This is a genomic window from Flavobacterium chungangensis (assembly GCF_042654045.1).
GTDB lineage: Bacteria > Bacteroidota > Bacteroidia > Flavobacteriales > Flavobacteriaceae > Flavobacterium > Flavobacterium chungangensis.
Map to the genome: position 1 here is coordinate 17,068 of NZ_JBHSFY010000006.1, position 24,861 is coordinate 41,928.

The 24,861-nt window shown below is 34.0% G+C and carries 26 protein-coding genes; 10 read left to right on the plus strand and 16 right to left on the minus strand.

The features are described 5' to 3' along the window. Positions 1-103: 103 nt before the first annotated feature. Positions 104-1,123 (minus strand): threonine aldolase family protein, encoded by a 1,020-nt coding sequence (locus ACFO3N_RS10955; RefSeq protein ID WP_379797684.1) that lies wholly within the window; start codon positions 1,121-1,123, stop codon positions 104-106. 151 nt (positions 1,124-1,274) lie between these two features. Here ACFO3N_RS10955 and prfB point away from each other — a divergent pair. The 3 genes from prfB to lpxD all read left to right on the plus strand — a co-directional run bounded on the left by prfB (position 1,275) and on the right by lpxD (position 4,263). Then, positions 1,275-2,373, plus strand: a protein-coding gene (gene prfB, locus ACFO3N_RS10960; RefSeq protein WP_379797687.1) for a peptide chain release factor 2 whose coding sequence is annotated in 2 segments (ribosomal slippage) — positions 1,275-1,337 and positions 1,339-2,373 — 1,098 coding nt in all. Because the reading frame shifts where the segments join, the coding sequence is not laid out codon by codon here. Positions 2,374-2,485: 112 nt separating this feature from the next. Beyond that, a complete protein-coding gene (msrB, locus tag ACFO3N_RS10965) occupies positions 2,486-2,932 on the plus strand; it encodes a peptide-methionine (R)-S-oxide reductase MsrB (protein ID WP_379797689.1) in 447 nt (148 codons plus the stop codon). Positions 2,933-3,264: 332 nt separating this feature from the next. After that, positions 3,265-4,263, plus strand: coding sequence for a UDP-3-O-(3-hydroxymyristoyl)glucosamine N-acyltransferase (gene lpxD / locus ACFO3N_RS10970; RefSeq protein ID WP_379797691.1), 999 nt, complete (start codon positions 3,265-3,267; stop codon positions 4,261-4,263). 49 nt (positions 4,264-4,312) lie between these two features. Here lpxD and ACFO3N_RS10975 read toward each other — a convergent pair whose 3' ends face one another. The 4 genes from ACFO3N_RS10975 to ACFO3N_RS10990 all read right to left on the minus strand — a co-directional run bounded on the left by ACFO3N_RS10975 (position 4,313) and on the right by ACFO3N_RS10990 (position 5,955). After that, complete coding sequence (locus ACFO3N_RS10975; RefSeq protein ID WP_379797693.1) at positions 4,313-4,519, minus strand: hypothetical protein; 207 nt, start codon at positions 4,517-4,519, stop codon at positions 4,313-4,315. 3 nt (positions 4,520-4,522) lie between these two features. Beyond that, the gene (locus tag ACFO3N_RS10980; RefSeq protein WP_250835547.1) at positions 4,523-4,834 is read right to left on the minus strand and encodes a DUF3817 domain-containing protein; all 312 of its coding nucleotides are present in this window, start codon (positions 4,832-4,834) and stop codon (positions 4,523-4,525) included. Positions 4,835-4,836: 2 nt separating this feature from the next. Further along, positions 4,837-5,295, minus strand: coding sequence for a hypothetical protein (locus tag ACFO3N_RS10985; protein WP_095930904.1), 459 nt, complete (start codon positions 5,293-5,295; stop codon positions 4,837-4,839). A gap of 69 nt (positions 5,296-5,364) precedes the next feature. Then, entirely contained in the window at positions 5,365-5,955 is a 591-nt protein-coding gene (locus tag ACFO3N_RS10990) for a TetR/AcrR family transcriptional regulator (protein ID WP_379797696.1), read from the minus strand. Between the two features lie 239 nt (positions 5,956-6,194). Here ACFO3N_RS10990 and ACFO3N_RS10995 point away from each other — a divergent pair, with 239 nt between their 5' ends. The 5 genes from ACFO3N_RS10995 to hemN all read left to right on the plus strand — a co-directional run bounded on the left by ACFO3N_RS10995 (position 6,195) and on the right by hemN (position 10,876). Continuing rightward, positions 6,195-7,823 carry an acyl-CoA carboxylase subunit beta gene (locus ACFO3N_RS10995; protein WP_379797698.1) on the plus strand — a complete coding sequence of 543 codons (1,629 nt, stop codon included), beginning with the start codon at positions 6,195-6,197 and terminating at the stop codon, positions 7,821-7,823. A gap of 122 nt (positions 7,824-7,945) precedes the next feature. Next, positions 7,946-8,368 (plus strand): DoxX family protein, encoded by a 423-nt coding sequence (locus ACFO3N_RS11000; RefSeq protein ID WP_095930907.1) that lies wholly within the window; start codon positions 7,946-7,948, stop codon positions 8,366-8,368. A 94-nt stretch (positions 8,369-8,462) separates the two neighbouring features. Then, positions 8,463-8,810 carry a hypothetical protein gene (locus ACFO3N_RS11005; RefSeq protein ID WP_379797700.1) on the plus strand — a complete coding sequence of 116 codons (348 nt, stop codon included), beginning with the start codon at positions 8,463-8,465 and terminating at the stop codon, positions 8,808-8,810. A gap of 105 nt (positions 8,811-8,915) precedes the next feature. Beyond that, positions 8,916-9,392 carry a hypothetical protein gene (locus tag ACFO3N_RS11010; protein WP_095930909.1) on the plus strand — a complete coding sequence of 159 codons (477 nt, stop codon included), beginning with the start codon at positions 8,916-8,918 and terminating at the stop codon, positions 9,390-9,392. A 119-nt stretch (positions 9,393-9,511) separates the two neighbouring features. Further along, the gene (gene hemN, locus ACFO3N_RS11015; RefSeq protein WP_379797702.1) at positions 9,512-10,876 is read left to right on the plus strand and encodes an oxygen-independent coproporphyrinogen III oxidase; all 1,365 of its coding nucleotides are present in this window, start codon (positions 9,512-9,514) and stop codon (positions 10,874-10,876) included. Between the two features lie 18 nt (positions 10,877-10,894). On the opposite strand, the gene ACFO3N_RS11020 is transcribed toward hemN, so the two are convergent. The 8 genes from ACFO3N_RS11020 to ACFO3N_RS11055 all read right to left on the minus strand — a co-directional run bounded on the left by ACFO3N_RS11020 (position 10,895) and on the right by ACFO3N_RS11055 (position 19,518). Next, entirely contained in the window at positions 10,895-11,596 is a 702-nt protein-coding gene (locus ACFO3N_RS11020) for a sulfite exporter TauE/SafE family protein (protein ID WP_379797704.1), read from the minus strand. Between the two features lie 6 nt (positions 11,597-11,602). Continuing rightward, on the minus strand, positions 11,603-12,052 hold the full coding sequence (locus tag ACFO3N_RS11025) for a FixH family protein (RefSeq protein WP_379797706.1): 450 nt from the start codon (positions 12,050-12,052) through the stop codon (positions 11,603-11,605). An 11-nt stretch (positions 12,053-12,063) separates the two neighbouring features. Further along, positions 12,064-13,482 (minus strand): cytochrome c oxidase accessory protein CcoG, encoded by a 1,419-nt coding sequence (gene ccoG / locus ACFO3N_RS11030; protein ID WP_379797708.1) that lies wholly within the window; start codon positions 13,480-13,482, stop codon positions 12,064-12,066. A 10-nt stretch (positions 13,483-13,492) separates the two neighbouring features. Next, complete coding sequence (locus ACFO3N_RS11035; RefSeq protein WP_379797710.1) at positions 13,493-14,431, minus strand: cbb3-type cytochrome c oxidase N-terminal domain-containing protein; 939 nt, start codon at positions 14,429-14,431, stop codon at positions 13,493-13,495. A gap of 2 nt (positions 14,432-14,433) precedes the next feature. Beyond that, positions 14,434-14,628, minus strand: coding sequence for a cbb3-type cytochrome oxidase subunit 3 (locus ACFO3N_RS11040; protein ID WP_095930915.1), 195 nt, complete (start codon positions 14,626-14,628; stop codon positions 14,434-14,436). Positions 14,629-14,635: 7 nt separating this feature from the next. After that, positions 14,636-16,822, minus strand: coding sequence for a cytochrome-c oxidase, cbb3-type subunit I (gene ccoN / locus ACFO3N_RS11045; RefSeq protein ID WP_379797712.1), 2,187 nt, complete (start codon positions 16,820-16,822; stop codon positions 14,636-14,638). Between the two features lie 2 nt (positions 16,823-16,824). Further along, positions 16,825-17,016 carry a cbb3-type cytochrome oxidase assembly protein CcoS gene (ccoS, locus tag ACFO3N_RS11050; protein WP_095930917.1) on the minus strand — a complete coding sequence of 64 codons (192 nt, stop codon included), beginning with the start codon at positions 17,014-17,016 and terminating at the stop codon, positions 16,825-16,827. Positions 17,017-17,133: 117 nt separating this feature from the next. After that, positions 17,134-19,518: a heavy metal translocating P-type ATPase gene (locus ACFO3N_RS11055; RefSeq protein WP_379797714.1), complete on the minus strand. Its 2,385-nt coding sequence runs from the start codon at positions 19,516-19,518 to the stop codon at positions 17,134-17,136. 202 nt (positions 19,519-19,720) lie between these two features. On the opposite strand from ACFO3N_RS11055, the gene ACFO3N_RS11060 reads away from it, so the two are divergent. Continuing rightward, positions 19,721-20,404, plus strand: a complete 684-nt coding sequence (locus tag ACFO3N_RS11060) for a Crp/Fnr family transcriptional regulator (protein ID WP_320492417.1) — start codon at positions 19,721-19,723, stop codon at positions 20,402-20,404. Here the strand turns inward: ACFO3N_RS11060 and mazG are convergent. The 3 genes from mazG to def form a co-directional block, all read right to left on the minus strand. Next, positions 20,401-21,171: a nucleoside triphosphate pyrophosphohydrolase gene (gene mazG / locus ACFO3N_RS11065; protein WP_379797716.1), complete on the minus strand. Its 771-nt coding sequence runs from the start codon at positions 21,169-21,171 to the stop codon at positions 20,401-20,403. The genes ACFO3N_RS11060 and mazG overlap by 4 nt on opposite strands. A gap of 99 nt (positions 21,172-21,270) precedes the next feature. After that, positions 21,271-21,756 carry a DUF5606 family protein gene (locus tag ACFO3N_RS11070; RefSeq protein WP_250835535.1) on the minus strand — a complete coding sequence of 162 codons (486 nt, stop codon included), beginning with the start codon at positions 21,754-21,756 and terminating at the stop codon, positions 21,271-21,273. A 60-nt stretch (positions 21,757-21,816) separates the two neighbouring features. Then, positions 21,817-22,407: a peptide deformylase gene (gene def / locus ACFO3N_RS11075; protein WP_250835534.1), complete on the minus strand. Its 591-nt coding sequence runs from the start codon at positions 22,405-22,407 to the stop codon at positions 21,817-21,819. 199 nt (positions 22,408-22,606) lie between these two features. On the opposite strand from def, the gene ACFO3N_RS11080 reads away from it, so the two are divergent. Continuing rightward, complete coding sequence (locus ACFO3N_RS11080; RefSeq protein WP_379797720.1) at positions 22,607-24,829, plus strand: FUSC family protein; 2,223 nt, start codon at positions 22,607-22,609, stop codon at positions 24,827-24,829. The last annotated feature ends 32 nt before the right edge of the window (positions 24,830-24,861 follow it).

The window sequence follows — 24,861 nt, forward strand, 5'->3', positions numbered from 1 at the left end:
ATACAAAGGTTTCTTTTCTTACCTTAAAAATAAAAAAAGACGCATATTGCGTCTTTTTTTATAAACTTTGTTACTCTGAACCTTTGTCACTTTGTCACTTTCTCTAAAACTTCGAAAGCGTATCAATTACATAAGTATGCATTACTTCTTTATAATCTAAATGCGTTACAATACGAAGTTTGTTATGCCCCAAAGAACTTATCAAAATATTTTTCTGTTTTAATTTTTCGATTAGCAATTGGTCGCTGTAACCTTCTGCAAGCGAAAAAATCAAAATATTGGTTTCAACGGGTTCAATAGATGCAATCCAAGGCTTTGTGCTTAAAATCTTTGCAATTTCTTTCGCTCTGCGATGATCTTCTGCCAATCTTTCGATATTATGAGCCAAAGCATATAATCCTGCTGCGGCCAAATAACCAACTTGACGCATTCCCCCACCTAATATCTTCCTGATTCTCAACGCTCTGTAAATATCAGCTTTACTTCCAAGCAGTACAGAACCAATTGGTGCGCCTAATCCTTTAGACAAACAAACTGAAATGGTATCGAAAATTGCCCCAAATTCTCTAGGATTCTGTCTTTTAGCTACTAACGCATTCCAAATTCGAGCGCCATCTAAATGGAACTTTAAATTATGAGCATCACAAACCTTTTTTATTTCTCTTAAATCTTCTAATTCATAACAAGCTCCACCGCCTTTATTGGTTGTATTTTCAACACAAACCAAACTCGTTAACGGGCTATGATAAAACTCTGGATCGTTTATTGCAGCTTTTACTTGCGCAGCAGTTATCATTCCGCGATTTCCATCCAATAAACAGCAAGAAACCCCGCTATTAAAAGAAACTCCTCCACCTTCATAATGATAAACATGAGCATATTTATCTGCAATTAATTGCTCTCCAGGCTGCGTGTGCAGCTTAATTGCAGTCTGGTTTGCCATAGTTCCAGACGGAAAAAAAAGCCCAGCTTCCATACCAAAAAACTCCGCTGTTCTGTTTTCTAATTCAATCACCGTTGGGTCCTGTTTGTATACATCATCGCCGACATGAGCGTTAAACATATACTGAAGCATCTCATAAGTAGGCTTTGTTATGGTATCGCTGATTAAATTTATTTCCATATTCTAAAAACTATATCTTATTTTTGTATGCAAAATTACGTATTACAAATAGTTATTCTTGGCAAGTTTAATAAAATTTAACTCGCTCGTTTCTATAGACCAAATTAACGTAATAATTCTAAAAAACATATAAAAACCTATTAATTAATTTATGACAACAGCCGAACAAGTAAAAGGTATTGTGGAGCGCCTTGGTGCGTTGAGGAGGTATCTTTGACGTCGATGCTAAACTAATCGAGATTGCAAACGAAGAAGAAAAAACTTTTGCTCCTGATTTTTGGAACAATCCCAAAGAAGCAGAGAACATTGTAAAGAACCTTCGAAACAAGAAAAAATGGATTGAAGATTATGACAAAGCCGTATCACTTACAGAAGAATTACAGCTGGCTTATGATTTTTACAAAGAAGGAGAACTTTCTGTAGAGGAATTAGATGAACAATATGAAGCGGCACAAGCACATATTGAAAATATCGAATTCAAAAACATGCTTTCTGATGAAGGCGACAGTTTAAGTGCAGTAGTTCAAATTACTGCAGGAGCTGGCGGAACAGAGAGCTGTGACTGGGCAGGAATGCTGATGCGCATGTACATGATGTGGGGAGAAAGCTATGGTTACAAAATCAAAGAGCTTAACTTTCAAGAAGGCGACGTTGCCGGAATTAAAACCGTAACTTTAGAATTCGAAGGAGATTACTCATTCGGGTATTTAAAAGGAGAAAATGGTGTTCACCGTTTGGTTCGTATTTCGCCTTTTGACAGTAACGCAAAACGTCATACTTCATTCGTATCGGTTTATGTTTATCCATTAGTTGATGATAGTATAGAAATCGACATTAATCCTGCCGATATCGAAATCACAACTTCTCGTTCGAGTGGTGCGGGTGGACAGAATGTAAATAAAGTTGAAACTAAAGTTCAGTTAGTTCACAAACCAACTGGAATTCAGATTCAATGTTCTGAAACAAGATCTCAACAAGACAACAGACAGCGTGCTATGCAAATGCTTCGTTCTCAATTGTATGAAATCGAATTAAAGAAACAACAAGCGCAACGTGCTGATATTGAAGCTGGAAAAATGAAAATTGAGTGGGGTTCGCAAATTCGTAATTACGTTATGCAACCTTATAAATTAGTAAAAGACGTTCGTACAGGTTACGAAACCAGCGATGTTGACGGCGTAATGAACGGAAATATCGATCCTTTCCTTAAAGCCTATCTGATGATGATGGGACAGAAGGAAGAGGAGTAGTATTCAGTCGCCAGTGTTCAGTAGCAGTGTTCAGTGGCAGTGTTCAGTTTTTTTAATATTCACTTGCAGTGAACCTGAAACTTGAAACCTAAAACTTTAAAACAAAAAAGTTATGATAAAATGGGCAGATGTAATTCATTTTACAAATAAAGGAAATCCAGCTCCAGACAAAAGAGTGGAGAAAACGGATGAAGAATGGAAACAAATTCTAACTCCAGAAGAATTTCAAGTTACACGTTTAAAGGGAACTGAAAGATCTTTTAGCTCAGAAATGTGCAGTTTGTTTGAACCTGGAATTTACGAGTGTAAATGCTGTGGCACTTTATTGTTTGATGCCAGCGAAAAGTTCGAATCTGGAACAGGATGGCCCTCTTTTACACAACCTGTAAAAGAAAATGCGGTTGGATATCATGCTGATAGATCTCACGGAATGATCCGTGTTGAAGTAACCTGCAATGTTTGCGATTCGCATTTAGGTCACATTTTTCCCGATGGTCCGCCTCCAAGTGGTTTACGCTACTGCATTAATGCAGTTTCTTTATCAAAAATCACAGAATAATACATAAAAAAGCGATTCCTTAAAACGAATCGCTTTTTTTATTAAACCCTCACTACAAGTGATTTAACAAAACAAATGTAAGCTATAACCTAACAATTAAATTATTTGTTTTCTATACCCAATTTTCAATTATTCTAAACAAAATATCCAAGCATCTATTACTCAATTCATTAAAAAACCCTCATTAAATTAATACACTGAATGTTAATTTTGTAAAAATTAACATCTTATTTTAAACATTTATTAAGAAACATGAAAAAATAATTAGGTAATTAAAATCTAATTCATTTTATTTGGCAAAAAATAACCCTTTAGTCGATTAAAATTTGTCAATGAGATCCTATTCAATTCAAGAAATTAGCGAAGTTATTAATGGTGTAATTTACGGCAGTACTTCACAAAGCGTAACTGCAACAGAACAATTAGAAAAAGCAACGACTTCGGAAATCTCATTTATCGGAAATAAAAAATACGAAAAATACTGGTCGACATCTAATGCTTCCATTGCAGTTGTAAACGAAGATATTTCAATAGAGCCTGGAGAGAACCGCGCTTTTATAAAAGTAAAAAATGCCGATTTGGCAATGTCACAAATCCTTGCCCTTTTTGCTCCCCCTGCCCCAATCTTTCATAACAATATTCATAAAACAGCCACTATAGACGAAACCGCTATAATTGGTGAAGGCGTTAAAATTGGCGCTGGCTGCTACATTGGTCCAAAAGTAGAAATTGGCGCTAACACCATAATTTATCCTAACGTGACCATTTTAGACGAATGCACAATCGGAAGAAACACGATTATCTGGTCTGGAACTGTTGTTCGTGAACGTTGTCATATCGGAAGCGAATGCATCATTCATCCAAACGCAACAATTGGTGCAGATGGTTTTGGATTTCGTCCTTGTACGGAAAAAGGATTGGTAAAGATTCCGCAAATTGGGAATGTTATCATTGGAAATGGAGTTGAAATTGGCGCAAATTCTTGTGTGGACCGAGGAAAATTCAGCTCTACAATTCTGGGAGACGGATGCAAAATTGATAATTTAGTCCAGATTGGACATAATAGCAAATTAGGCAAGTTCTGCATTATGGCCGGAAACAGTGGTTTAGCAGGTTCTGTAACCTTAGGAAACGGAGTTATTATTGGCGGAAGCGCTTCTATAAAAGACCACACTACAATTGGAGATGGAGCAGTAATTGGCGCCGGATCTGGAGTTACCGGAGATGTTCCTGCAGGAAAAACAATGCTTGGGTACCCTGCCGTTGAAGCTCGTGATGCTTTAAAACAATGGGCATTGTTAAAACAAATGGTCTGCAGTTCAAAAAAATAATTCAATTCTATTTATAAAAAAACATCCGCAAAAGCGGATGTTTTTTCTTTTATAAAGCTTCACATTCAAAGCCAATAACTTTCATCAGGAAAATTACTTTTTCGACAATATCATCTTTACATTCAAATCTGAGAATATTATCTCGATCTTCAAGATCAAAATTCCATTTTGAATCTGGAAACAAACGATTCAGTTTTGGCGTGACTTTCTTCACTTTCGAAATGCTGTCAACATTTGTTTTGAATACAAAAATCATGAGTTACCCGTTTTTAATCTTACTTAAAATTTTAGAATCAATATAAAAAGTACCAAAGGGAATTACACAAGCCAAAAGCACTTTCCATGTTGTAGTGGCAAACTTCCAGTTCTGCTCTACTCCAACGCTTATTGTATTAAATATAAAAAGTAGAAATAAAGCACCATGAATGGTTCCTATTGGCCTAGTCAAAAATGGCATTTCAAAAATATATTTCATAGGCATTGCTATAAAAAGCAAAATCAAAAGTGAAATTCCTTCAAGAAATCCAATAATTCGTAAACGTCCAGTATTGGTCTGAAATAAATTTTTCATAATTATCTAAAATAAGGTCGGTTAGCAAGAGGTGAAAATGGCCACGGAATGGCAATAAAAATGATTATTAAAGCGATAGAAAACCAAATAAGCATGGTTTTAAACTTCTCTTTGTCAGAAAGTTTTCTTTTGGCTAAAGCAGATCCAATTGTTATAAAAATAATCGCTACAAGCATTAAAGTAATATGAATAATTCCGAAGAAAGAAGCATCCAGATTTTGAACAGCATCTTTATAATTTCTCCAAAAATATTTCACAATCGGACTTTGCACATATACCAATATTCCAAAAAGAAGCTGAATATGAGCAATTGTGGCTGTCCAGTGTCGGAGGAGGTTATCCTTTTTGGTAAAAGGAAGTTTTTGAGAATACCCCTTGTAAGCAATGAAAATAGAATACAATAAGCTTACTAATACAAGCCACCTCACAAACGAATGGCCTTCTAAAAGTGTTTGATACATTGTTTTTTGATTTAGACAATGCAAATATATTCAAAAACATACTAGTTGGTATGTTTTTGAATATTAATTTTATTTCAAACCATTCAAATAAACATTAAGTTCCTTTAAATAAACCAGATAAGAAGAATTATCGTTCTGAAGTTTCCCGAAATTTCGTATTCCCCAATAACCCGATAAGATAAAAAATGCTACTTGTTCGCCAACAACATCTTTGCGAATTAAACCTGCTTCTTTTCCTTTTTCAATTGAATTGATGATGGTTGCCTTCCACAAATCAACCAATTCGGCTAAAGCTTCACTGAATTTAGTATTCCATGGCGTCATTTCCTGAGTAAGATTTCCAACAGGACAGCCATACTTTGCCTGCAGGAAAGGATCTTCAAGCAACAGATACGAAATCATATTATAAAAATCTTCAATTGGATTTTGAGAAGCTTCTGTTGGTTTTATGAAATGTTCCTGCATCGTTGGCTTTAGAATTTCTTCAATAATTGCAACTCCCATTTCATCTTTCGTTTTAAAATGATAGTAGAAAGCACCTTTTGTTACTTGAGTTGTCGCAATAATTTCATCAATACTAGTGGTTTGATACCCTTTGGTATAAATCAATTCAAATGCTTTATGAAGAATTGTAAGCCGTGTATTTGCTGCTTTTGACATAAAAAATACTAATTAGTATGAATAGCAAATTAAAGAAAAATAATTGGTGTAAATGAATTTTAACACATACGAACATAGAGCAGAAAGATTAAAAAAGGTGTTTCAATTGTTTTACATCATATCCTAATTTAAATAAAAAACCAGAATTATAAACTTTTTCTTAATTCACAAAGCGATCGGTTTATTTCAATTGATTTTGTAAATTAGCCAACACTATTTTACAAAATCAATACTATATCATGGATTTAAACTTCAATAAAAACGAAGATCACAATAAATTACTTCTTTCTGAACTAAAACAAAAATTCGCCAAAGTAAAATTAGGCGGAGGCGAAAAAAGAATCGAGAAACTGCATGCCGAAGGCAAAATGACCGCTCGCGAAAGAATCGCTTATTTATTGGATGAAAATTCTAAAAGTATTGAAATTGGAGGGTTTGCTGGAGAAGGAATGTATCCAGAACATGGTGGTTGCCCTTCTGGAGGTGTTGTGGTGAAAATTGGCTACATCAAAGGCAAACAATGTATTGTAGTTGCCAATGATGCAACTGTAAAAGCCGGAGCTTGGTTTCCGATTACAGGAAAGAAAAATCTTCGTGCGCAAGAAATTGCGATGGAAAACCGACTTCCTATAATTTATCTTGTAGACAGTGCAGGAGTTTATCTGCCAATGCAAGATGAAATTTTTCCAGACAAAGAACATTTTGGACGTATTTTTAGAAACAACGCTCAAATGAGCAGCATGGGTATTACCCAAATTGCTGCTGTTATGGGAAGCTGTGTTGCTGGCGGAGCTTATCTGCCAATTATGAGCGACGAAGCGCTAATCGTTGATAAAACAGGAAGTATTTTCCTTGCTGGAAGCTATTTAGTAAAAGCGGCTATTGGAGAAACAATAGACAATGAAACTTTAGGAGGTGCGACAACACATTGCGAAATTTCAGGCGTTACCGATTATAAAGCCAAAGACGATAAAGATGCTTTAGACAAAATAAAAAATATTGTAGATAAAATTGGTGATTTTGATAAAGCTGGCTATAGCCGAATCAAATCGGAAAAACCGGCATTAGAACCAAATGATATTTACGGAATCCTTCCAAAAGCCAGAACCGAACAATACGATATGATGGAAATCATTAAGCGTCTGGTTGATAATTCAGAATTTGAAGCTTACAAAGAAGGTTACGGACAATCTCTAATTACAGGTTATGCCAGAATCGATGGCTGGGCTGTAGGGATTATTGCCAACCAAAGAAAAGTGGTGAAAACCAAAAAAGGAGAAATGCAGTTTGGCGGTGTTATTTATTCTGACAGTGCCGATAAAGCTACTCGTTTTATTGCCAATTGCAACCAGAAAAAAATTCCATTGGTGTTTTTACAAGATGTTACTGGCTTCATGGTAGGTTCAAAATCTGAACATGGCGGAATTATTAAAGACGGTGCCAAAATGGTAAATGCTGTAAGTAATTCGGTTGTTCCAAAATTTACCGTTATTATCGGAAATTCATACGGAGCAGGAAACTATGCAATGTGCGGAAAAGCTTATGATCCTCGATTAATATTTGCTTGGCCAAGCGCAGAACTTGCTGTAATGGGTGGAACTCAAGCCGCAAAAGTATTAGCGCAAATTGAGGCTTCTTCGCTTAAAGCGAAAGGAGAGAAAGTCGATGAAGCAAAAGAAACAGAGCTATTCAATAAAATAAAAGCACGTTACGACGAGCAGACTTCACCTTATTACGCAGCCTCAAGATTGTGGACAGACGCAATTATTGATCCATTAGAAACCCGCAATTGGATTTCTATGGGAATTGAAGCTGCAAACCACGCTCCTATTCAAAAAGCATTCAATTTGGGAGTCATTCAAGTTTAGTAATTTAAGAATTCTTAAAGAAACATTAAATTAAAAGCAAAAAACTTATTTTCAAGATGTTAAAAATAAATATTTAATTAAAAATTAGTAACTTAGTATATAATTTTTAATCACACAACATCATGGAAAATGTAAAAAGTTTGAATAAATGGGCAAATTCGCACACTTATTTACCAGTTGATTTAGTACGTATTGTTTTGGGTGGATTTTTATTTATGAAAGGTGTCTCTTTCGTCACCAATATTCAATACCTGCATGATTTGATTTCCCCTATCGATAAGTATGGCGGAGGTATGTTTATGCTGCATTACATTGCTCCTGCCCATATGATTGGTGGTATAATGATTATTTTTGGACTTTTAACCAGATGGGCAATTGCAGCTCAATTACCCATTTTATTTGGGGCTGTTCTCATTAACTTTATGGGACAAATGCACTCCGAAAGTTTAGTTTTAGCATTAATCATTTTATTTGTCTGCATCTTTTTCCTATTCTATGGAAGCGGTAAACACTCGGCAGATTACTATTTTAAAATGCAACAATAACTCTTAAGCCCCCATTTTATTGGGGTCTTTTTTTGAGTGTTAATTAATTCTATAAAATTTCTTTAATTGCGTTTTATGACTTAAATTCGCCAGCATGAATTGGATTCGTAAAACCGTTATTTTTATTACGCTTTTGCTAGCGGGATTGTTTGCTTATCAGGCAGACCAAGATTCTGCGCGCTCAATCGAAACAGAAAAATCGGATTCCAATTTCTGTAAAGACGTTTTAGATTCGTCCGCATTTATACAACCTCAGGGAAGTTATCATTTTGCCGCAAACATCAAAACAAATCCTAGCGGAATTATTAAATGTTTTGACACGTTATTACCGCTAATCCCACAGCATCAAACCGTTACTTATAACACAGCATATACTAAACTCTTTACTACTCAAAGTAAAAAGGTTTTGGTCATACTATATGCTTTCCATTTTTTCTGGTAAATAAATACTTGATTTTTCCCTAGAAGATTATTCTTCTAGCATTTAATTAGCCGTTTTCAAACTGAAAACCGCTTTACATCATTTATTTATTTCATTAAAAACATCATGGAAACTACTACCACCATTATGGGTATTGTGATTTTAATTATTGTCGCTATCCCAGTATATTTTTCTGCGCGCTCCTCTGCAGCTAGCAAATCAAGAATTTTAAACATCAAGAAAAGATTCAATCCAAATCATCCAGAAGATTTTGATTTGACAGAATCAATCAATAATAAGACTTTAACGATTGATCAGAAAAACAATAAATTCATTTTAATGAATTTCAATCCAAATCAGCAGGAATCAACCTATGTCGACTTAAATACGATTGCTTCTAGCAAATTAATTCCGACAACAGATGCTGGTTCAGATACAATCATCAAAATTGATTTCGAGTTTCAAGAAAAAGAAACATCCAAAAAAATATTAATTCCATTCTATGATTTTGATGACGACCGCATCAAACAGATTAGTGTCTATCAAGATCATCAGTTTGCGAAAAAATGGCTTAAAATCATCCAAGATTCTATATCACGTTAGTTATTTAATTCAGTAAAGAGGCTCATTTTGGGTCTCTTTTTTTTTACAAGTTATATGATATTTGTCATTTTATGTCTTCGGCTTAAGTCTTAATTTTGACGAAAACTAAATCCGTCATTATGAAAATTTCTTTGACACAAAAGTACAATGTCCCAGGTCCAAGATATACTAGTTATCCTACAGTTCCATATTGGAATGAAGCTGACTTTACATCAGAAAAATGGATTACTACTTTAAAACAATCATTCTCAGAAAGCAATTCAAAGAACGGAATCAGTTTATACATTCACCTGCCTTTTTGCGAAAGCATGTGCACTTTCTGCGGATGCAACAAACGTATTACTAAAAATCACTCCGTAGAAGAGAAATACATTCAGGCAGTTCTTAAAGAATGGAAAATGTATTGTGATTTACTTCCAGAAAAGCCCGTTATTAAAGAAATACATTTAGGCGGAGGAACTCCAACATTCTTTTCAAAAGAAAATCTGGAGAGCCTTATAAACGGAATTTTTAAAAATGCTGTAAAAGCAGCAAATCACGAATTTAGTTTTGAAGGGCACCCAAACAATACAACTTACGAACAGCTTAAAAAACTTTACGAATTAGGCTTTCGCCGAGTAAGTTTTGGAGTTCAAGATTACTCTGCAACTGTTCAAAAAGCTATAAATAGAATTCAGCCATTTCATAATGTTGCCAAAGTTACTTTTTGGGCAAAAGAAATTGGCTACACATCAATTGGACACGATATTATCTTTGGACTTCCGTTTCAAACTATTGAAGATGTAATAGATACAGTTGAAAAAACCAACTCATTAAAACCAGATAGACTAGCGTTTTACAGTTATGCACACGTACCTTGGATAAAAGGGAATGGACAACGTGGTTTTAATGACGAAAATCTACCTAAAGATTCAGAAAAAAGAAAACTGTATGAAATTGGTAAAAAACTTTTAATCCAAAATGGTTATCATGAAATTGGCATGGACCATTTTGCTTTAGCAGATGATAGTTTATATAAAGCCGCACATAATGGAAATCTGCATAGAAACTTCATGGGCTATAGTGCTTCTAAAACGCAGGTTATGATTGGACTTGGCGTATCTTCTATTAGCGACAGCTGGTATAGTTTTGCACAAAACACCAAAAGCCTAGAGGAATATTACGAGATTTTAGAGTCTGACCAACTTCCTGTTGTAAAAGGCCATATTTTGAACGCTGAAGATCTAATCATTAGAAAACATATTCTAAATTTAACCTGTGAATTGGAGACTTCCTGGACTGGAGAATCTCTAAATTTTGCCGAACTTCCTGAGGTTATTATTGCTTTAAAGGAAATCGAAAACGATAATTTAATTGTTGTTGAAAGTAATAAAATCAAAATTACAGAAGAAGGAAGACCTTTTGTACGTAATATTTGTATGGCTTTTGATTTACATCTAAAAAGAAAGTCACCGGAAACAAATTTGTTTTCGATGACTGTATAATAACTTAAAATATATCTTCTAGTGACAGTTTGGAGTCTGCTGCACAAATAAACTCATGTTTGAAGGAGAAATATAAGGAATGCCTAATCCTAATCCACGAAGGATAAATAAAACTCCAATTATAACTGCTACATAAGGAATTGCCTTTTGAATTTTGTTTCTGAAAGGCAGTTTCAGCAATGTATTGACATAAACCACAATCGTCATCAAAGGAATTGTTCCGATTCCAAACAAAAGCATATAAAGTACACCAAGACCTGCGCTCTGCATGGCTATTGCTCCAAACAAAGCAACATAAACCATTCCACAAGGCAAAAATCCGTTTAGAAGACCAATTGTAAAAAGAGATTTATAACTCTTGTTTTTAAACTGACTTCCCAAATTTGCTTTAACTTTAGAAATGATTTTGTATACTGGTTTAGAAAAATTATACTGAGCAAATTTCTTCTCAGGAATCAAAACCACAACAATCATAATTACACCAATAATTATTGACATTTTCTGCTGTAATCCTGCGAGAAAAAAACCTCTTCCGAGCAATCCAAAAATCAGCCCAATTGCTGAATACGCAGTTAATCGACCAAAATGATATGTCATAATCTGTGTTACTCTTTTGGCTTCATTTTGCCTGTCTACAGGAAGCATCATAGCAATTGGCCCGCACATTCCAACACAATGCAGACTACTTATTAAACCTAAAAATAAAGCAGAGAATAACATTTTGATTTAGTTTACGTAAATGACTTCTTTAGTGAGATATTTTTTTCCTTCGTATTGCCATTCCATATTCACATCCCAACGACCCTTTATTAGTTTTTTCTGTGGAATAATAATTTCTGAATTGTTTAAAGCAATTTGAGTATTAAAATCGAATTTTTTGTTTGAAGGTCTATACAATTGAATATTACCTTTCACCTTATCACTTTCAAATCCTGCAGGAAAAATTACCGCTACCCCATCTTCAGTATATTTTATTGATGGCTTATGCTGTAAATCGTGTGCATTTTGAATCCTTGCCATTTCTTCCTGAAAATGCGTATCGTGCTTGTAATATTCTTCAACTACCAGATCATTATCGTATTTAGAATTTGACTGCACTTCAAAAACAAAATATAAAATGAATGTCATAAACAATCCGAATGCAATGACGATTCCAGTTCCCCAATTAAATTTCATAATACTATATTTTAATTAAAACTACGCGGTCCTAAGAAATTTGTTGTTGTTGTTTCTATGAGTTCAGAACCATTATAAACCCCTATTTTTACCTTTGTTTTATCACTTTCCAATAAAACTTCATCGATTTCAATGAATAATGTTCCTTGAGAAATTCCTTCTTTTGCAACCTTAAAATGTCTCTTCCCAACATTTTTAATTTCTCCCTTCTGATCTATTAATTCAAAATGAATATCATTATAATCTTTCATAGTTTTGTTTACAATTTTATAGGTGTAAACATTACTAATTTTTTCTCCATTATGCTGGAACAACTGACCTGGTAAACGTAAAACTACCGCTTGAACATCCGTTCTTAAAAACAGCATTCCAACAAAAATACTCAATAAAATAAAGAGAACAGCTGTATAACCTTTCATTCTCGTTGTAAACTTAAAAGGTTCTTTTTTAGCAATTTCATCTTCAGAAGCATAACGAATAAGACCTTTTGGCAATCCTACAGATTCCATAATATGATCACACTCATCGATACAAGCTGTACAGTTTGTACATTCTAACTGTGTTCCGTTTCTAATATCAATTCCCATAGGGCAAACATGAACACATTGAAGACAATCAATACAATCTCCTTTTCCTGTTAATGCTCTATCTTCTTTTTTATTGAATTTTGCACGGCCTTCTTCTTTTTCACCTCGTACAAAATCATAGGCAACATTTATTGATTTATTGTCTAAAAGAACACCTTGCAATCTTCCGTACGGACAAGCTATAATACAAACCTGTTCGCGAAACCATACAAAAACAAAATAGAAAACCCCAGTAAATATTAGTAATGCTATAAAATTGCTTGCCTGTTTTATCGGGCCTTGCTCAATCATTAAAAATAATGTGTCGCTTCCTACCAAATAAGCAAGAAAAACATTAGCAATAAGGAAAGAGATCAGAAAGAAAATAGTCCACTTAATCAGTCTTTTTCTAATTTTTTCTGCATTCCATTCTTGTTTCGCTAAACGAGTTTGCGCTCCGCGATCTCCATCAATCCAATATTCTATTCGACGGAAAACCAATTCAAGGAAAATAGTCTGGGGACAAATCCATCCACAAAAAATCCTTCCAAAAACAACAGTAAATAAGAGTATAAATACAACGCCGATCAGCATTGAAATTACGAAGAGATAAAAATCCTGTGGCCAAAAAGGGAATCCAAAGATATTAAAACGACGCTCTAAGATATTGAACATCATAAACTGATTCCCATTAACCTTGATAAAAGGATTTATGAATAAAATTGCCAACAAAACATAGCTGACAATTTTTCTATAATCATAAAATTTACCAGACGGTTTTTTAGGAAATATAAATTTTCGTTTTCCACCTTCATCTATTGTTCCAATGGTATCTCTAAAAGCTTCGTCTGGTAAATTTGACATGATATTCTAATTATTTTTTAACTTGTGTGGTATCTTTTGGTGCTGTAGCGGCCGCATCTGTTTTGGGAGCACTATCATCTACCCAAACTTCTCCTTCAGCTTCTTTTGGATCTTTAGGATTACTTCCTTGTAAAGAAAGAATATAACTTGCCACTTTTTGTATTTCTTTTGGTTTAAGGGTTCCTTTCCAAGCAATCATCCCTTTACCATCTCTACCTCCATTTGTAATCGTGTGGAATAGATTTTTAATTCCTCCTCCTAAAATCCATTTATCATCTGTAAGGTTAGGCCCGATTTGACCTCCTCCATCTGCACGGTGGCATGCGGCACAATTGGTTGCAAAAATTGTTTTACCTTCATCCAAACTTGGTGCATCAGTTAGTAAAACAACTGTTTTTTCATCCATTAAATCTGGTGCTGTTTTCATGTATTCTGCAACATCAATCTTTGCTTGAGCTAATTCTTTTTTCAGCTCCATTTCTTGATCATCAGCTCCTAAAACATCGTAACGAACTACATAGATTACTCCAAAAATGATACAGATGTAGAATAAATATACCCACCATGGCGGTAAATTATTATCTAATTCTTTGATTCCGTCATAATCATGATCCATCAATAAATCAGCTTCTTTTTCAATCGGTTCTGTTTTAGTCAATTTATGCATAAGGTTTTTAAACCAAGTGCTTTCTTTGAAGCTTAAACTTTCTTCAAGTTCTTTTTGCGCTTTTTCTTCTGGTGACAGCAATTGATACATCACCCGATTTACAGCACTAAGCGTAATTTCGATTGCAATCAGAATAAATAAAAAGACGAATAAAAAGAGTGCTACCATTGGGAACTTTACAAAAGCGGGCTTATCGCCTGAGTCTATAAAATATTCCATCAAAGCAAATACGATGAAGAAAATCAACGGTACTCTAACATATACTGGGAAAAACTTTTTCATTTTTATCTATCTTTTGTAATTACACTAAGTCCTTCATCTAAAGGTATATTACTCATTTCTTGAATTTTTTCTTTTCTATAAGAGAATACCCAAACGCCTAATCCTACAAAGAATAAGAAGAAAATTAAGAGGGAAATAATCGGGTAAACTTCTATACCCGATATTGTTTCCATATTGTGTTTTATTTGTTCAAACATAATGCTGTTATTTTGAAGTTTCTTTTACTTTAATATCAGTACCAAGTCTTTGAATATAAGCGATCAAAGCAACGATTTCTCTTTCGTTCATCGGAATGAATTTCTCGCCTTTTGCTTCAGCTTTTTTGCGGCTGTCTTCGTAACTCTTAACAAAATCAGGATCGCTTTCTAAGTTTTTTTCTATCTTAACAGCCTGCTCTCTTAAAGTTCTTTGTGCATTAGCAACCTCTTCTGGAGTATATGGCACCCCTAAAGAAATCATTGCCTGCATTTTCTTCTGAGTCAATGAAATATCCATCGGTTCGTTATCAAACAACCATTTGTAACCTGGCATAATTGATCCCGCAGATGTACTTTGCGGATTCCACATGTGGTTAAAATGCCAATTGTCATTGTACTTACCACCTACTCTTAACAAATCTGGCCCTGTACGTTTTGATCCCCATAAGAATGGATGGTCGTAAACAAACTCACCTGCTTTTGACTGAACTCCATAACGTTCAACCTCACTTCTGAACGGACGAACAGACTGAGAGTGACATCCAACACAACCTTCTCTGATATATAAATCACGTCCTTCAAGCTCTAACGGCGTATATGGTTTTACACTTGAAATAGTTGGAATATTTGATTTTACCATTATCGTTGGAACAATCTGAATAATACCTCCAATTAAAATTGCAATAGTTGCTAAAATGGTTAACTGGATTGGTTTTCTTTCTAACCATGAGTGGAATTTCTCTCCACTTAATCTACTGCTTTTTATTATTTGTAAAGCTGGAGCCTGAGCCAATTCATCTTCAATTGTATTACCAGCTTTTACAGTCATAATAATATTATAAACCAAGGTCAGCATACCTATTAGATACAAACTACCTCCAATAGCTCTCATCCAATACATTGGCATAATAGCCGTTACAGTTTCAAGGAAGTTACCATAAGTTAAAGTACCATCTGGATTAAATTGTTTCCACATTGATGCTTGTTGGAAACCAGCCACATATAACGGAATTGTATATACAATAATACCTAAAGTCCCAATCCAGAAATGGAAGTTTGCTAATTTCTTAGAGAATAGCTCTGACTTTGTCATTCTTGGAATCAGCCAATAGATAATACCAAATGACATGAAACCATTCCAAGCTAAAGCCCCTACGTGTACGTGTGCTACGATCCAGTCCGTATAATGCGCAATAGCATTTACGTTTTTTAAAGATAACATCGGACCTTCAAAAGTTGCCATACCGTAACCTGTAATTGCAACTACGAAGAATTTTAAAACAGGTTCTTCACGAACTTTATCCCAAGCTCCTCTTAATGTAAGAAGACCATTGATCATACCTCCCCAAGATGGAGCAATTAACATTACTGAGAATGCAACCCCTAAATTCTGAGCCCAGTTTGGCAATGCAGAATACAATAAGTGGTGAGGTCCTGCCCAGATATATATAAAGATTAAAGACCAAAAGTGAATAATAGATAATCTATAAGAATAAACAGGTCTGTTTGCAATTTTTGGAACGAAATAGTACATTAATCCCAAGAACGGAGTTGTAAGGAAGAATGCCACCGCATTGTGCCCATACCACCATTGTACAAGCGCATCCTGAACACCTGCATATACAGAGTAGCTTTTTAAAGCTGAAACTGGAATTTCTATATTATTAAAGATATGAAGTACTGCTACCGTTACAAATGTTGCTAAATAAAACCAGATTGCAACATACAAGTGACGCTCTCTACGACGCAGCATGGTTCCAATCATATTGATTCCCATTACCACCCAAATTAAAGCGATTGCAATGTCAATTGGCCACTCTAGCTCTGCATATTCTTTAGAAGAAGTATAACCTAACGGAAGTGTAATTGCGGCTGCTACAATAATTAACTGCCATCCCCAGAAATGAAGATTACTTAAAAAATCACTAAACATTCTGGCTTTTAGCAATCTTTGTAGCGAGTAGTACATACCAGCAAAGAAAGCATTACCCACAAAGGCAAAAATAACTGCATTGGTGTGTAACGGTCTCAAACGGCCGTAACTAAGCCACGAAATCCCATCTGTAATGTTGGGAAAAAGGTACATTACCGCAAGGGTAAGTCCCACTAACATACCCACAACACCAAATAGTATTGTGGCGTAAATGAATTTTTTTACAATTTTGTTGTCGTAATAAAACTGTTCCATTTCCATAATTATACTTGTTTTTCTTCGATTGGTGAATTATTATTTTGGGAATTAATTTTGGTTTCGTCATCAAAAAGAATTCTGACTGAAGGGGTATAATCATCATCGTACTGTCCAGACTTGACAGCAGCGATAAAGGCAATAAAGAAACAGATTGCCACAAAAATACTTACTGAAATTAATAGATAAATAACACTCATACCTTAGATTTATATTAACAAAATTACTTCGTTAAGGGCGTATAAAATATGATAATTATCATAAACAAAAAGATTGTTAAATTTATAAAAAAAATCTTATAACACAAATTATAATTATTATAAATTTCTGTTACTGAAATAGTTAGACATTAAAGTCACAAAACTTACAATAGTAATTGTACTCAACGGCATAATGATAGCGGCAACTAACGGAAGTAGGTTTCCTGTAACCGCAAATGCGAGCCCAACAACGTTGTAAAGCAAGGAAAGTCCGAAACTCATTTTAATAATAGAAATCGCTTTATGTGAGAGCTTTAAAAAGTAGTTTAAACGTGAAAATTCTGTTGCATCTAGAATTGCATCACATGCAGGTGAAAAGACATTTACATTCTCCGAAATAGAAATCCCGACGTTGCTTTGTGCCAGCGCTCCAGCATCATTCAGCCCGTCGCCAACCATCATTACATTTTGCCCTTTTTCCTGAAGTTTCTTTATGTATTCGAGTTTTTGCTCTGGTTTCTGATTAAAGATCAACTCAGTTCCTTTTGGAAGAATCGCTTCTAAATTAGCCCTCTCACCATCATTATCTCCAGAAAGCACTTTGATTTTATAAGCTTTACTCAAATCTGCAAAAAGTTTTTCTAAACCTTCACGATATTGATTTTGAAAAGTAAATTTCCCAAAATAATCCTCTCCTATTTTAATATGTAAGGCCGTCTTTTCAATTTCCGAACCATCTGCAACTATATCATTTACAAATTGTCCTGAACCAATTCTAATTTCTTTATCCTCAACAGTTGCCAAAATTCCTTTTCCTGTAATCTCTTCAAATTCTTCTACAGCGACACGTTTAGCATCTGGAAGAAAATCATAAAGCATTCGGCTTAATGGATGATTTGATCCTCGTAATACATTTTTAATCAATACAATATCTGAATCCGAAATAGCATTTCCTTCATACATTATATTCGATTTTTTATTCGTTGTAATTGTTCCTGTTTTATCAAAAACAATTGTATCCACCTTAGCAAGTTGTTCGATTACAATCGCATTTTTTAGATAAAACTTCTTTTTCCCTAAAATTCGCAATATGTTTCCAAAAGTAAACGGAGCTGTAAGAGCTAGTGCACAAGGGCAAGCTACAATTAATACGGCTGTAAAAACATTAAAAGCAGTATTGGCATCAATAAAAATCCAATAACCAAAACCACCAAATGCAATTAGCAATAAAATAGGGGTAAAATATCGGCTTATTGCATCTGTTATGGTTTTGTGTTTTTGATCTACTTTCTTCTGAAAAATTTCGTTACTCCATAACTGAGTCAGATAACTTTGTGAAACAGAATGCAATACCTCCATTTCTATTACTTTTCCAATCTGTTTTCCTCCTGCAAATATTTTATCTCCAGACTTTTTAGTAATTGGCACTGCTTCTCCTGTAACAAAACTATAATCTATCTCTGCGCTTTCGCTAATTAAAATTCCATCAACGGGTATAAGTTCTTGGTTTCTAATTAATAATCGGTCTCCTTTTAAAACATCATAAATAGCGACATTATCTTCGGTAGCATCTTTATTTATTTTAGTAACAGCAATTGGGAAATAGGATTTAAAATCTCTTTCGAAACTTAAAAAGCTATACGTTTTAATTTGAAACATTTTACCAAGAAGCATAAAGAACACTAAACTGGCTAAACTGTCAAAAAATCCTGGACCGTGATCCATTAGCATGTCGTATGTACTTCGAATAAACATCACGATAATACCTAAAGCAATCGGAATATCAATGTTAAGCATTCTAGTTCTAATGCTATGATAGGCAGAAATATAATAGCCGCTTGCCGAATACAAGAAGCTTGGTAATGCTAAAAGAAAAATCAGTAATCTGAAAAACGGCTTGTAACTATCCAACCAGAATTCTTTCATTTCGAAATATTCTGGAAATGAAAGCAGCATAATATTTCCAAAACAAAAAAATGCGACCCCAAGTTTATAAGTTAAACTCCTGTCTACCTTTGCTTTTGCCGTTCCGTAATTTTCTAGACTTATGTAAGGTTCGTAACCAATAGAACTTAAGCGATAAACAATTTCTTTTAAAGAAACGACATCTGAATTAAATGTAATTCTAACTTTCTTTTCGTGAAAGTTAACCTGAGAAGTACTAATTCCTGGCTGAAGACGATTTAGGTTTTCTAAAATCCAGATACAAGAACTGCAATGTATATGCGGAATATTGAGCGAAACAATCGAAGTGTTTCCTTCCTGAAATTCCAAAACCTTTGCTAGTATGGTTTCATTTTCTAAAAAATCATATTTTCCTTTGATGTCTTGCGGAGTGGCGCCTGGAGACTTTTCAAAATCATAATAAGATGTTAGGTCATTGATGCTGAAAATTTCGTAAACTGTTTTACAGCCTGTGCAACAAAACTTTTTATCATCAAAATCAATTTCTTCATTTTGTTCAATAGTTAAACCACAATGAAAACAACTTTGCTCCCTCATAAACTTGTTTTTATTTGTTGCAAATTTCCAATTAAAGCGTAATTTTTAAGATGACAATTATCATGTTATTTTGAAATCGGATTTCTAAATTTATAAAATATAAAGCTCCAACGAGAGTAAACCCTAATTTATAATAATTTTACCTTATTATGGTGGTTAAAACCCTTAAATATGCTTATTTTTGCAGCAAACAAATATTGTCATGAACAAATGTGATCAATGCATTGTACGTCAGCTAAGCTCATTAAAAGCCCTTAACAAAGAAGAAGTTATTAAATTAGCCAGCAGTAAAACCTCTTATAAGATTAAAAAAGGTGAAGCCATTTTTGAAGAAGGCGAAGTAACCAATGGCGTTTTTTGTATTAAAGATGGTGTTGGAAAGCTTTCAAAATTGAGTGCAAACGGAAAAGATCAAATTGTAAAACTAGTAAAATCTGGTGAACTACTTGGACAGCGCTCGATGATTAGTAACGAGCCGGCAAACTTGACTGCAAAAGCGATTGCCGACATGGAGGTTTGTTTTATTCCTAAAACTGAAATCATCAATTTCTTTAACAGTAACAATCAGTTTTCTTTAAATCTGATGCAGTCTGTGTGCGAAGATTTAAAAGAATCTGAAAACGAAAAAATTGCTTTAGTACAGAAAACCGTTAAACAGCGACTTGCCGAAACTTTATTGCAATTACATGACGAGTTTGGAGAAGATACTGATAAAACACTTAAAGTTCAGCTAACTAGAGAAGAACTTGCAGGAATTATTGGTACAGCAACAGAAAGTTGTATTCGCTTATTATCTGATTTTAATAAATTGGGATTAATAGAATTGGTTGGTAAAAAAATTATGCTTAAAGACGTTCGCGCTTTAAAGAAATTAGCCGACAACTAGAGTTTTTTAGCTTCATTCCAGAAAACGTCCATTTCTGTAAGTGTCATATCCATTAATGGCTTACCTAATTCGTTTGCTTTACTTTCTAAGTATTGAAAACGCTTAATAAACTTTTTATTGGTTCTTTCTAGTGCGTCTTCTGGATTTACATTTAAAAATCTTGAGTAATTAATCATAGAAAACAAAACATCTCCGAATTCGTCTTCGATTTTATCTTGGTTTCCAGATTTTACCTCGTCTTGCAATTCTTGTAATTCTTCTTGAACTTTATCCCAAACCTGATGAGGTTCTTCCCAATCAAAGCCTACTCCTTTAACTTTATCTTGAATTCGGCTTGCTTTCACTAAAGCAGGAAGACTTCTTGGCACACCTTCTAAAACAGATTTTTTACCTTCTTTCAGTTTTAGTTTTTCCCAATTTTGTTTTACTTCTTCTTCATTCTCTACTTTTACATCTCCATAAATATGAGGATGACGATGAATTAGTTTCTCGCAGATTTCATTACAAACATCAGCAATATCAAAATCATTGGTTTCGCTACCTATTTTGGCATAAAAAACAATATGAAGCAGTAAATCTCCCAATTCTTTTTTAACTTCATTTAAATCATTGTCCAGAATAGCATCGCCTAACTCGTAGGTTTCTTCGATTGTGAGATGTCTCAATGTCTGCAATGTTTGCTTTTTATCCCACGGACATTGCTCACGAAGTTCATCCATGATATTCAATAATCTCTCAAATGCTTTTAACTGGTTTTCTCTGCTCATTTTGAAGTTTTCTTTTGATTTAAACTCGATTCTGTAAAATTAAAAAATCCTGTCAAGAAAACATCTTAACAGGATTATTTTATATTTAAAGAAAAACTACTATTCTTCTTTTTTAGCTTTTGCTTTTTTAGCTGCTGGAGCTTTTTTTGGTTTCTCTGCAGCAACAGGAGCTTCTTCTTTTGGTTCTTCAACTGCAGGAGCTAAGTCTGTTACTAAACCTTTTGCTTGAAGCGTGTTGTACCAATTTAATACTTTTTTGATATCTGATGGATAAACTCTTTCTTCGTCGTAATCTGGAAGAATTTGTTTGAAATAAGCAGACAAAGTAGCGTTATCTTCTTTATGAGAAATAGCTTGTCCTTTATTTTCTTTAACGGCAATCTGCTGCATTACTTCAGTTAACGGTTTTTCACCTTCATAAGTATAAATCGAAATTTCAGACAATAAACTTACATTGCTTTTTAGATTTACAGTAATCTTCTTCCCATCAATTAATGATTCCGCCACAAAACCTGTACGAGTTTGTACTTTTAATTCGTATAAACCTGGTTTTCCTGAAATGGCTAAAATTTTCGTTAAATTCATTTTTATTAAAATTAGTATTAAGAATTTGATTTATTTTTTGTTTCTAACTATTTAGAAAACTTACCTTGCTTTTTTAGCTGCGAAAAATTTCATTCTATATTCCTGAGACGTTTTTCCCTCAGTAATATTTTTCAATTTCTTTTGGATTAAACGCTTCTTAAGAGATGATATTTTATCTGTAAACAAAATTCCTTCAATATGATCATATTCGTGTTGGATAACTCTTGCGATTAATCCGTCAAATACTTCCGTTTTCATTACAAAATCTTCTTCACAATATTCGATTGTAACAGTTGGTTTTCTGTAAACGTCTTCACGCACATCTGGAATACTCAAACAGCCTTCATTAAATCCCCACTCTTCTCCTTCTTCTTTAACGATTTTAGCATTGATAAAAGTCTTCTTAAAGCCTTTCAAATCTTTTTGTTCCTCTGAAGGAAGATCCTCATCATCACTAAAAGGCGTTGTGTCTATAACAAACAAACGAATTGGAAGCCCAACCTGCGGTGCAGCAAGTCCAACTCCATACGCATTGTACATCGTCTCGTACATATTTGCGATCGTTTCTTTTAGGTTTGGATATTCTGGTGTAACGTCCTGCCCTACTTTTCTTAAAACAGGATCACCGTATCCTACAATTGGTAAAATCATTTGTTTTTATTTATATTTAATATGCTGCAAAAACAGAATTAAAGTTATGCTATTTCAGCTGGCAAAAATAGTAAAAAATAGTCAAGAATGATTCTAATAATCTATTATATCGCATTTTTTACAAGCTGTTAAAAATCTCAACCATAATTATGCCAAAATCACTCCTACAATTCTTACCTTTGTTAGTAAACCTCTTTTTATGATTGATAAGATTTCAAAATTTACAAACAGCACTTCGTTTTTCAATGCTTCCAAAGTAACTATTGCTTCTGTTGTCCCTGTTTTAGTTTTAAATTTCTTAGGCCATTTTGAAATTGGGTTCACCATCGCACTTGGAGCTTTTTACACCTATCCCAGCGATATTCCGAGTTCTCTTAGCCATAAAATAAAAGGATTAGTTGCTGCCTCATTTATTGTTTCAGGCGTTAATTTGCTAGTAAATCTCGTCTATCCATATCCTTTTCTTTTTTATATCTTTTTAGGATTTCTATTGTTTTTATGCTCTATGATTTCAGTTTACGGGCAGCGAGCAACTCTGATTTCTTTCTCGGCTTTATTATCGATTTCTCTTTCTTTTGGACATTTACATGAAGGTTGGGAAGCTTTTGAATATTCTGGCTTTATTTTTATTGGAGGAATTCTATATTTGGTAGTATCTCTTGTTTTTCATTTTGTACAGCCCTATAAATATGTAGAATTACAAATTGCCGAAGGAATAAAACTTACTGCCAAATATCTAAAACTAAGAGGTGATTTATGGAGCCCTGAAGCCAATAGAAAAGCTATAATCGAGAAACAACTAGCTGTACAGGTAGAATTGAATCTTATTCATGAAGATTTAAGAAAAATGCTGATTGGAAACCAGAATGCATCTGGAATTACGAGTCAGAATCGAAAAATGCTTTTAGTTTTTATTACTTTGGTCGAAATTCAAGAATTGGCGTTGTACACTTCTTTCGATCACAGCAAACTTCATGAAAAATTCGCCAAACATCCCAATGTTTTAAGAACCTATCAAAATGTTGCCTATAAACTGGCTTCAACCCTTAAGAAGCTTTCAAAAAATGTACGTCATATTAGTGTTTATGTTGATAAACATGATTTGAAAAACGAATTGGATGCTCTAGAATTTGCCATTTTTGATTATGAAAAAACATTAGGCAAGGAAGAAGCCGCAGAAGGGGTTTTAATGCTGACCAATATGCTGAAATATGCTAAAAATCAAGTTGGAAAAATCAAAACCATTCAGCGTGCACTTTCTCTGGCCATGCAGTCTTATAAACTAAAAGATAAAGACAAGGAACTTGAAAAATTCCTTACGCCGCAATATTATCCGTTGCGAACTTTAATCGAAAATTTAAGTTATTCTTCGTCAATTTTCAGGCATTCGATACGATTAACCATTACTATTTTAATTGGTTTCTTTCTCGGACAAGTGCTTCCATTTCAAAACGTATATTGGATTCTGCTTACTATTGTAGTAATCATGCGCCCTGGTTACGGCTTAACAAAAGAACGATCTTACAACAGGATGTTCGGAACTGTTTTGGGAGGATTTATAGCTTTCGGAATTGTATCGATTATTCAGAATCACGTAGCATTGAGCATTTTCTCTATTGTATGTATGCTTTTGGGAATTTCATTTACCCAAATCAACTATAAGATAAGTGCGACATTTGTTACGATGTATGTCGTTTTTATTTACGGAATTCTTACCCCAGATATCAATGAGGTAATCCAATACAGAATACTAGATTCGCTTGCTGGAGCTATTTTAGCCTTTATTGCCAATCAGTTTTTATGGCCTGCGTGGGAATTTATCAATACGCCAATTCATATCGAAAACACGATTCGAGCCAACAGGAATTACCTCAAAGAAATTGCAGATTTTTATAATAAAAAAGGAGAAGTTCCTACTTCTTACCGTCTTGCAAGAAAAAATGCTTTTGTTGAAATAGGCAATTTAATGACTTCTTTCCAGCGCATGATGCAAGAGCCAAAATCGAAACAGAAGACAATGCCTTTGGTGAACAAATTGGTAGTTTTAAACCACTCTTTATTATCTGCTTTGGCTTCATTGTCAACTTATATTCAGTCGCACCAAACCACTTCTGCATCAGATTCTTTTAATTATATCATCAAAACAATTTTAGCCAATTTGGATCATTCTATTTCTGTTTTAAGAAATGAAGTTATTATAAAGGATACTTTTTTTGAAAAAGAAGATGTGACTTTGCAATTTGAAGAATTAAAACGAAAGCATTTTACGCGCTTAGCCGAAGATGATGATTTGGATAAAGAAACGCGTCAAGCTAAAATGCAGGAAGCGCAAATGGTAATTGAACAATTGATTTGGATGAGTAATCTGGCAGAAAAAATTCTAAAAAACACAACCGACCTAAAAAAAACAAATCCAGATTAATTCATCTGGATTTGTTTTTTATTCAAATAAGG

Bases quoted from the DNA above. Each gene is read 5' to 3' on its own strand.
- ACFO3N_RS11080 (WP_379797720.1), top strand. From the start codon at position 22,607: ATGATTGATAAGATTTCAAAATTTACAAACAGCACTTCGTTTTTCAAT.
- ccoG (WP_379797708.1), bottom strand. From the start codon at position 13,482: ATGTCAAATTTACCAGACGAAGCTTTTAGAGATACCATTGGAACAATA.
- ACFO3N_RS11005 (WP_379797700.1), top strand. From the start codon at position 8,463: ATGAATTGGATTCGTAAAACCGTTATTTTTATTACGCTTTTGCTAGCG.
- ACFO3N_RS11010 (WP_095930909.1), top strand. From the start codon at position 8,916: ATGGAAACTACTACCACCATTATGGGTATTGTGATTTTAATTATTGTC.
- ACFO3N_RS10975 (WP_379797693.1), bottom strand. From the start codon at position 4,519: ATGATTTTTGTATTCAAAACAAATGTTGACAGCATTTCGAAAGTGAAG.
- hemN (WP_379797702.1), top strand. From the start codon at position 9,512: ATGAAAATTTCTTTGACACAAAAGTACAATGTCCCAGGTCCAAGATAT.
- ACFO3N_RS11000 (WP_095930907.1), top strand. From the start codon at position 7,946: ATGGAAAATGTAAAAAGTTTGAATAAATGGGCAAATTCGCACACTTAT.
- ccoS (WP_095930917.1), bottom strand. From the start codon at position 17,016: ATGAGTGTTATTTATCTATTAATTTCAGTAAGTATTTTTGTGGCAATC.
- ACFO3N_RS11025 (WP_379797706.1), bottom strand. From the start codon at position 12,052: ATGAAATTTAATTGGGGAACTGGAATCGTCATTGCATTCGGATTGTTT.
- ACFO3N_RS11020 (WP_379797704.1), bottom strand. From the start codon at position 11,596: ATGTTATTCTCTGCTTTATTTTTAGGTTTAATAAGTAGTCTGCATTGT.
- ACFO3N_RS10955 (WP_379797684.1), bottom strand. From the start codon at position 1,123: ATGGAAATAAATTTAATCAGCGATACCATAACAAAGCCTACTTATGAG.
- mazG (WP_379797716.1), bottom strand. From the start codon at position 21,171: ATGAGCAGAGAAAACCAGTTAAAAGCATTTGAGAGATTATTGAATATC.
- lpxD (WP_379797691.1), top strand. From the start codon at position 3,265: ATGAGATCCTATTCAATTCAAGAAATTAGCGAAGTTATTAATGGTGTA.
- ACFO3N_RS10980 (WP_250835547.1), bottom strand. From the start codon at position 4,834: ATGAAAAATTTATTTCAGACCAATACTGGACGTTTACGAATTATTGGA.
- ACFO3N_RS10990 (WP_379797696.1), bottom strand. From the start codon at position 5,955: ATGTCAAAAGCAGCAAATACACGGCTTACAATTCTTCATAAAGCATTT.
- ACFO3N_RS11070 (WP_250835535.1), bottom strand. From the start codon at position 21,756: ATGAATTTAACGAAAATTTTAGCCATTTCAGGAAAACCAGGTTTATAC.
- ACFO3N_RS10995 (WP_379797698.1), top strand. From the start codon at position 6,195: ATGGATTTAAACTTCAATAAAAACGAAGATCACAATAAATTACTTCTT.
- ACFO3N_RS11055 (WP_379797714.1), bottom strand. From the start codon at position 19,518: ATGAGGGAGCAAAGTTGTTTTCATTGTGGTTTAACTATTGAACAAAAT.
- ACFO3N_RS10985 (WP_095930904.1), bottom strand. From the start codon at position 5,295: ATGTATCAAACACTTTTAGAAGGCCATTCGTTTGTGAGGTGGCTTGTA.
- msrB (WP_379797689.1), top strand. From the start codon at position 2,486: ATGATAAAATGGGCAGATGTAATTCATTTTACAAATAAAGGAAATCCA.
- def (WP_250835534.1), bottom strand. From the start codon at position 22,407: ATGATTTTACCAATTGTAGGATACGGTGATCCTGTTTTAAGAAAAGTA.
- ACFO3N_RS11035 (WP_379797710.1), bottom strand. From the start codon at position 14,431: ATGAAAAAGTTTTTCCCAGTATATGTTAGAGTACCGTTGATTTTCTTC.
- ccoN (WP_379797712.1), bottom strand. From the start codon at position 16,822: ATGGAAATGGAACAGTTTTATTACGACAACAAAATTGTAAAAAAATTC.
- ACFO3N_RS11060 (WP_320492417.1), top strand. From the start codon at position 19,721: ATGAACAAATGTGATCAATGCATTGTACGTCAGCTAAGCTCATTAAAA.
- ACFO3N_RS11040 (WP_095930915.1), bottom strand. From the start codon at position 14,628: ATGTTTGAACAAATAAAACACAATATGGAAACAATATCGGGTATAGAA.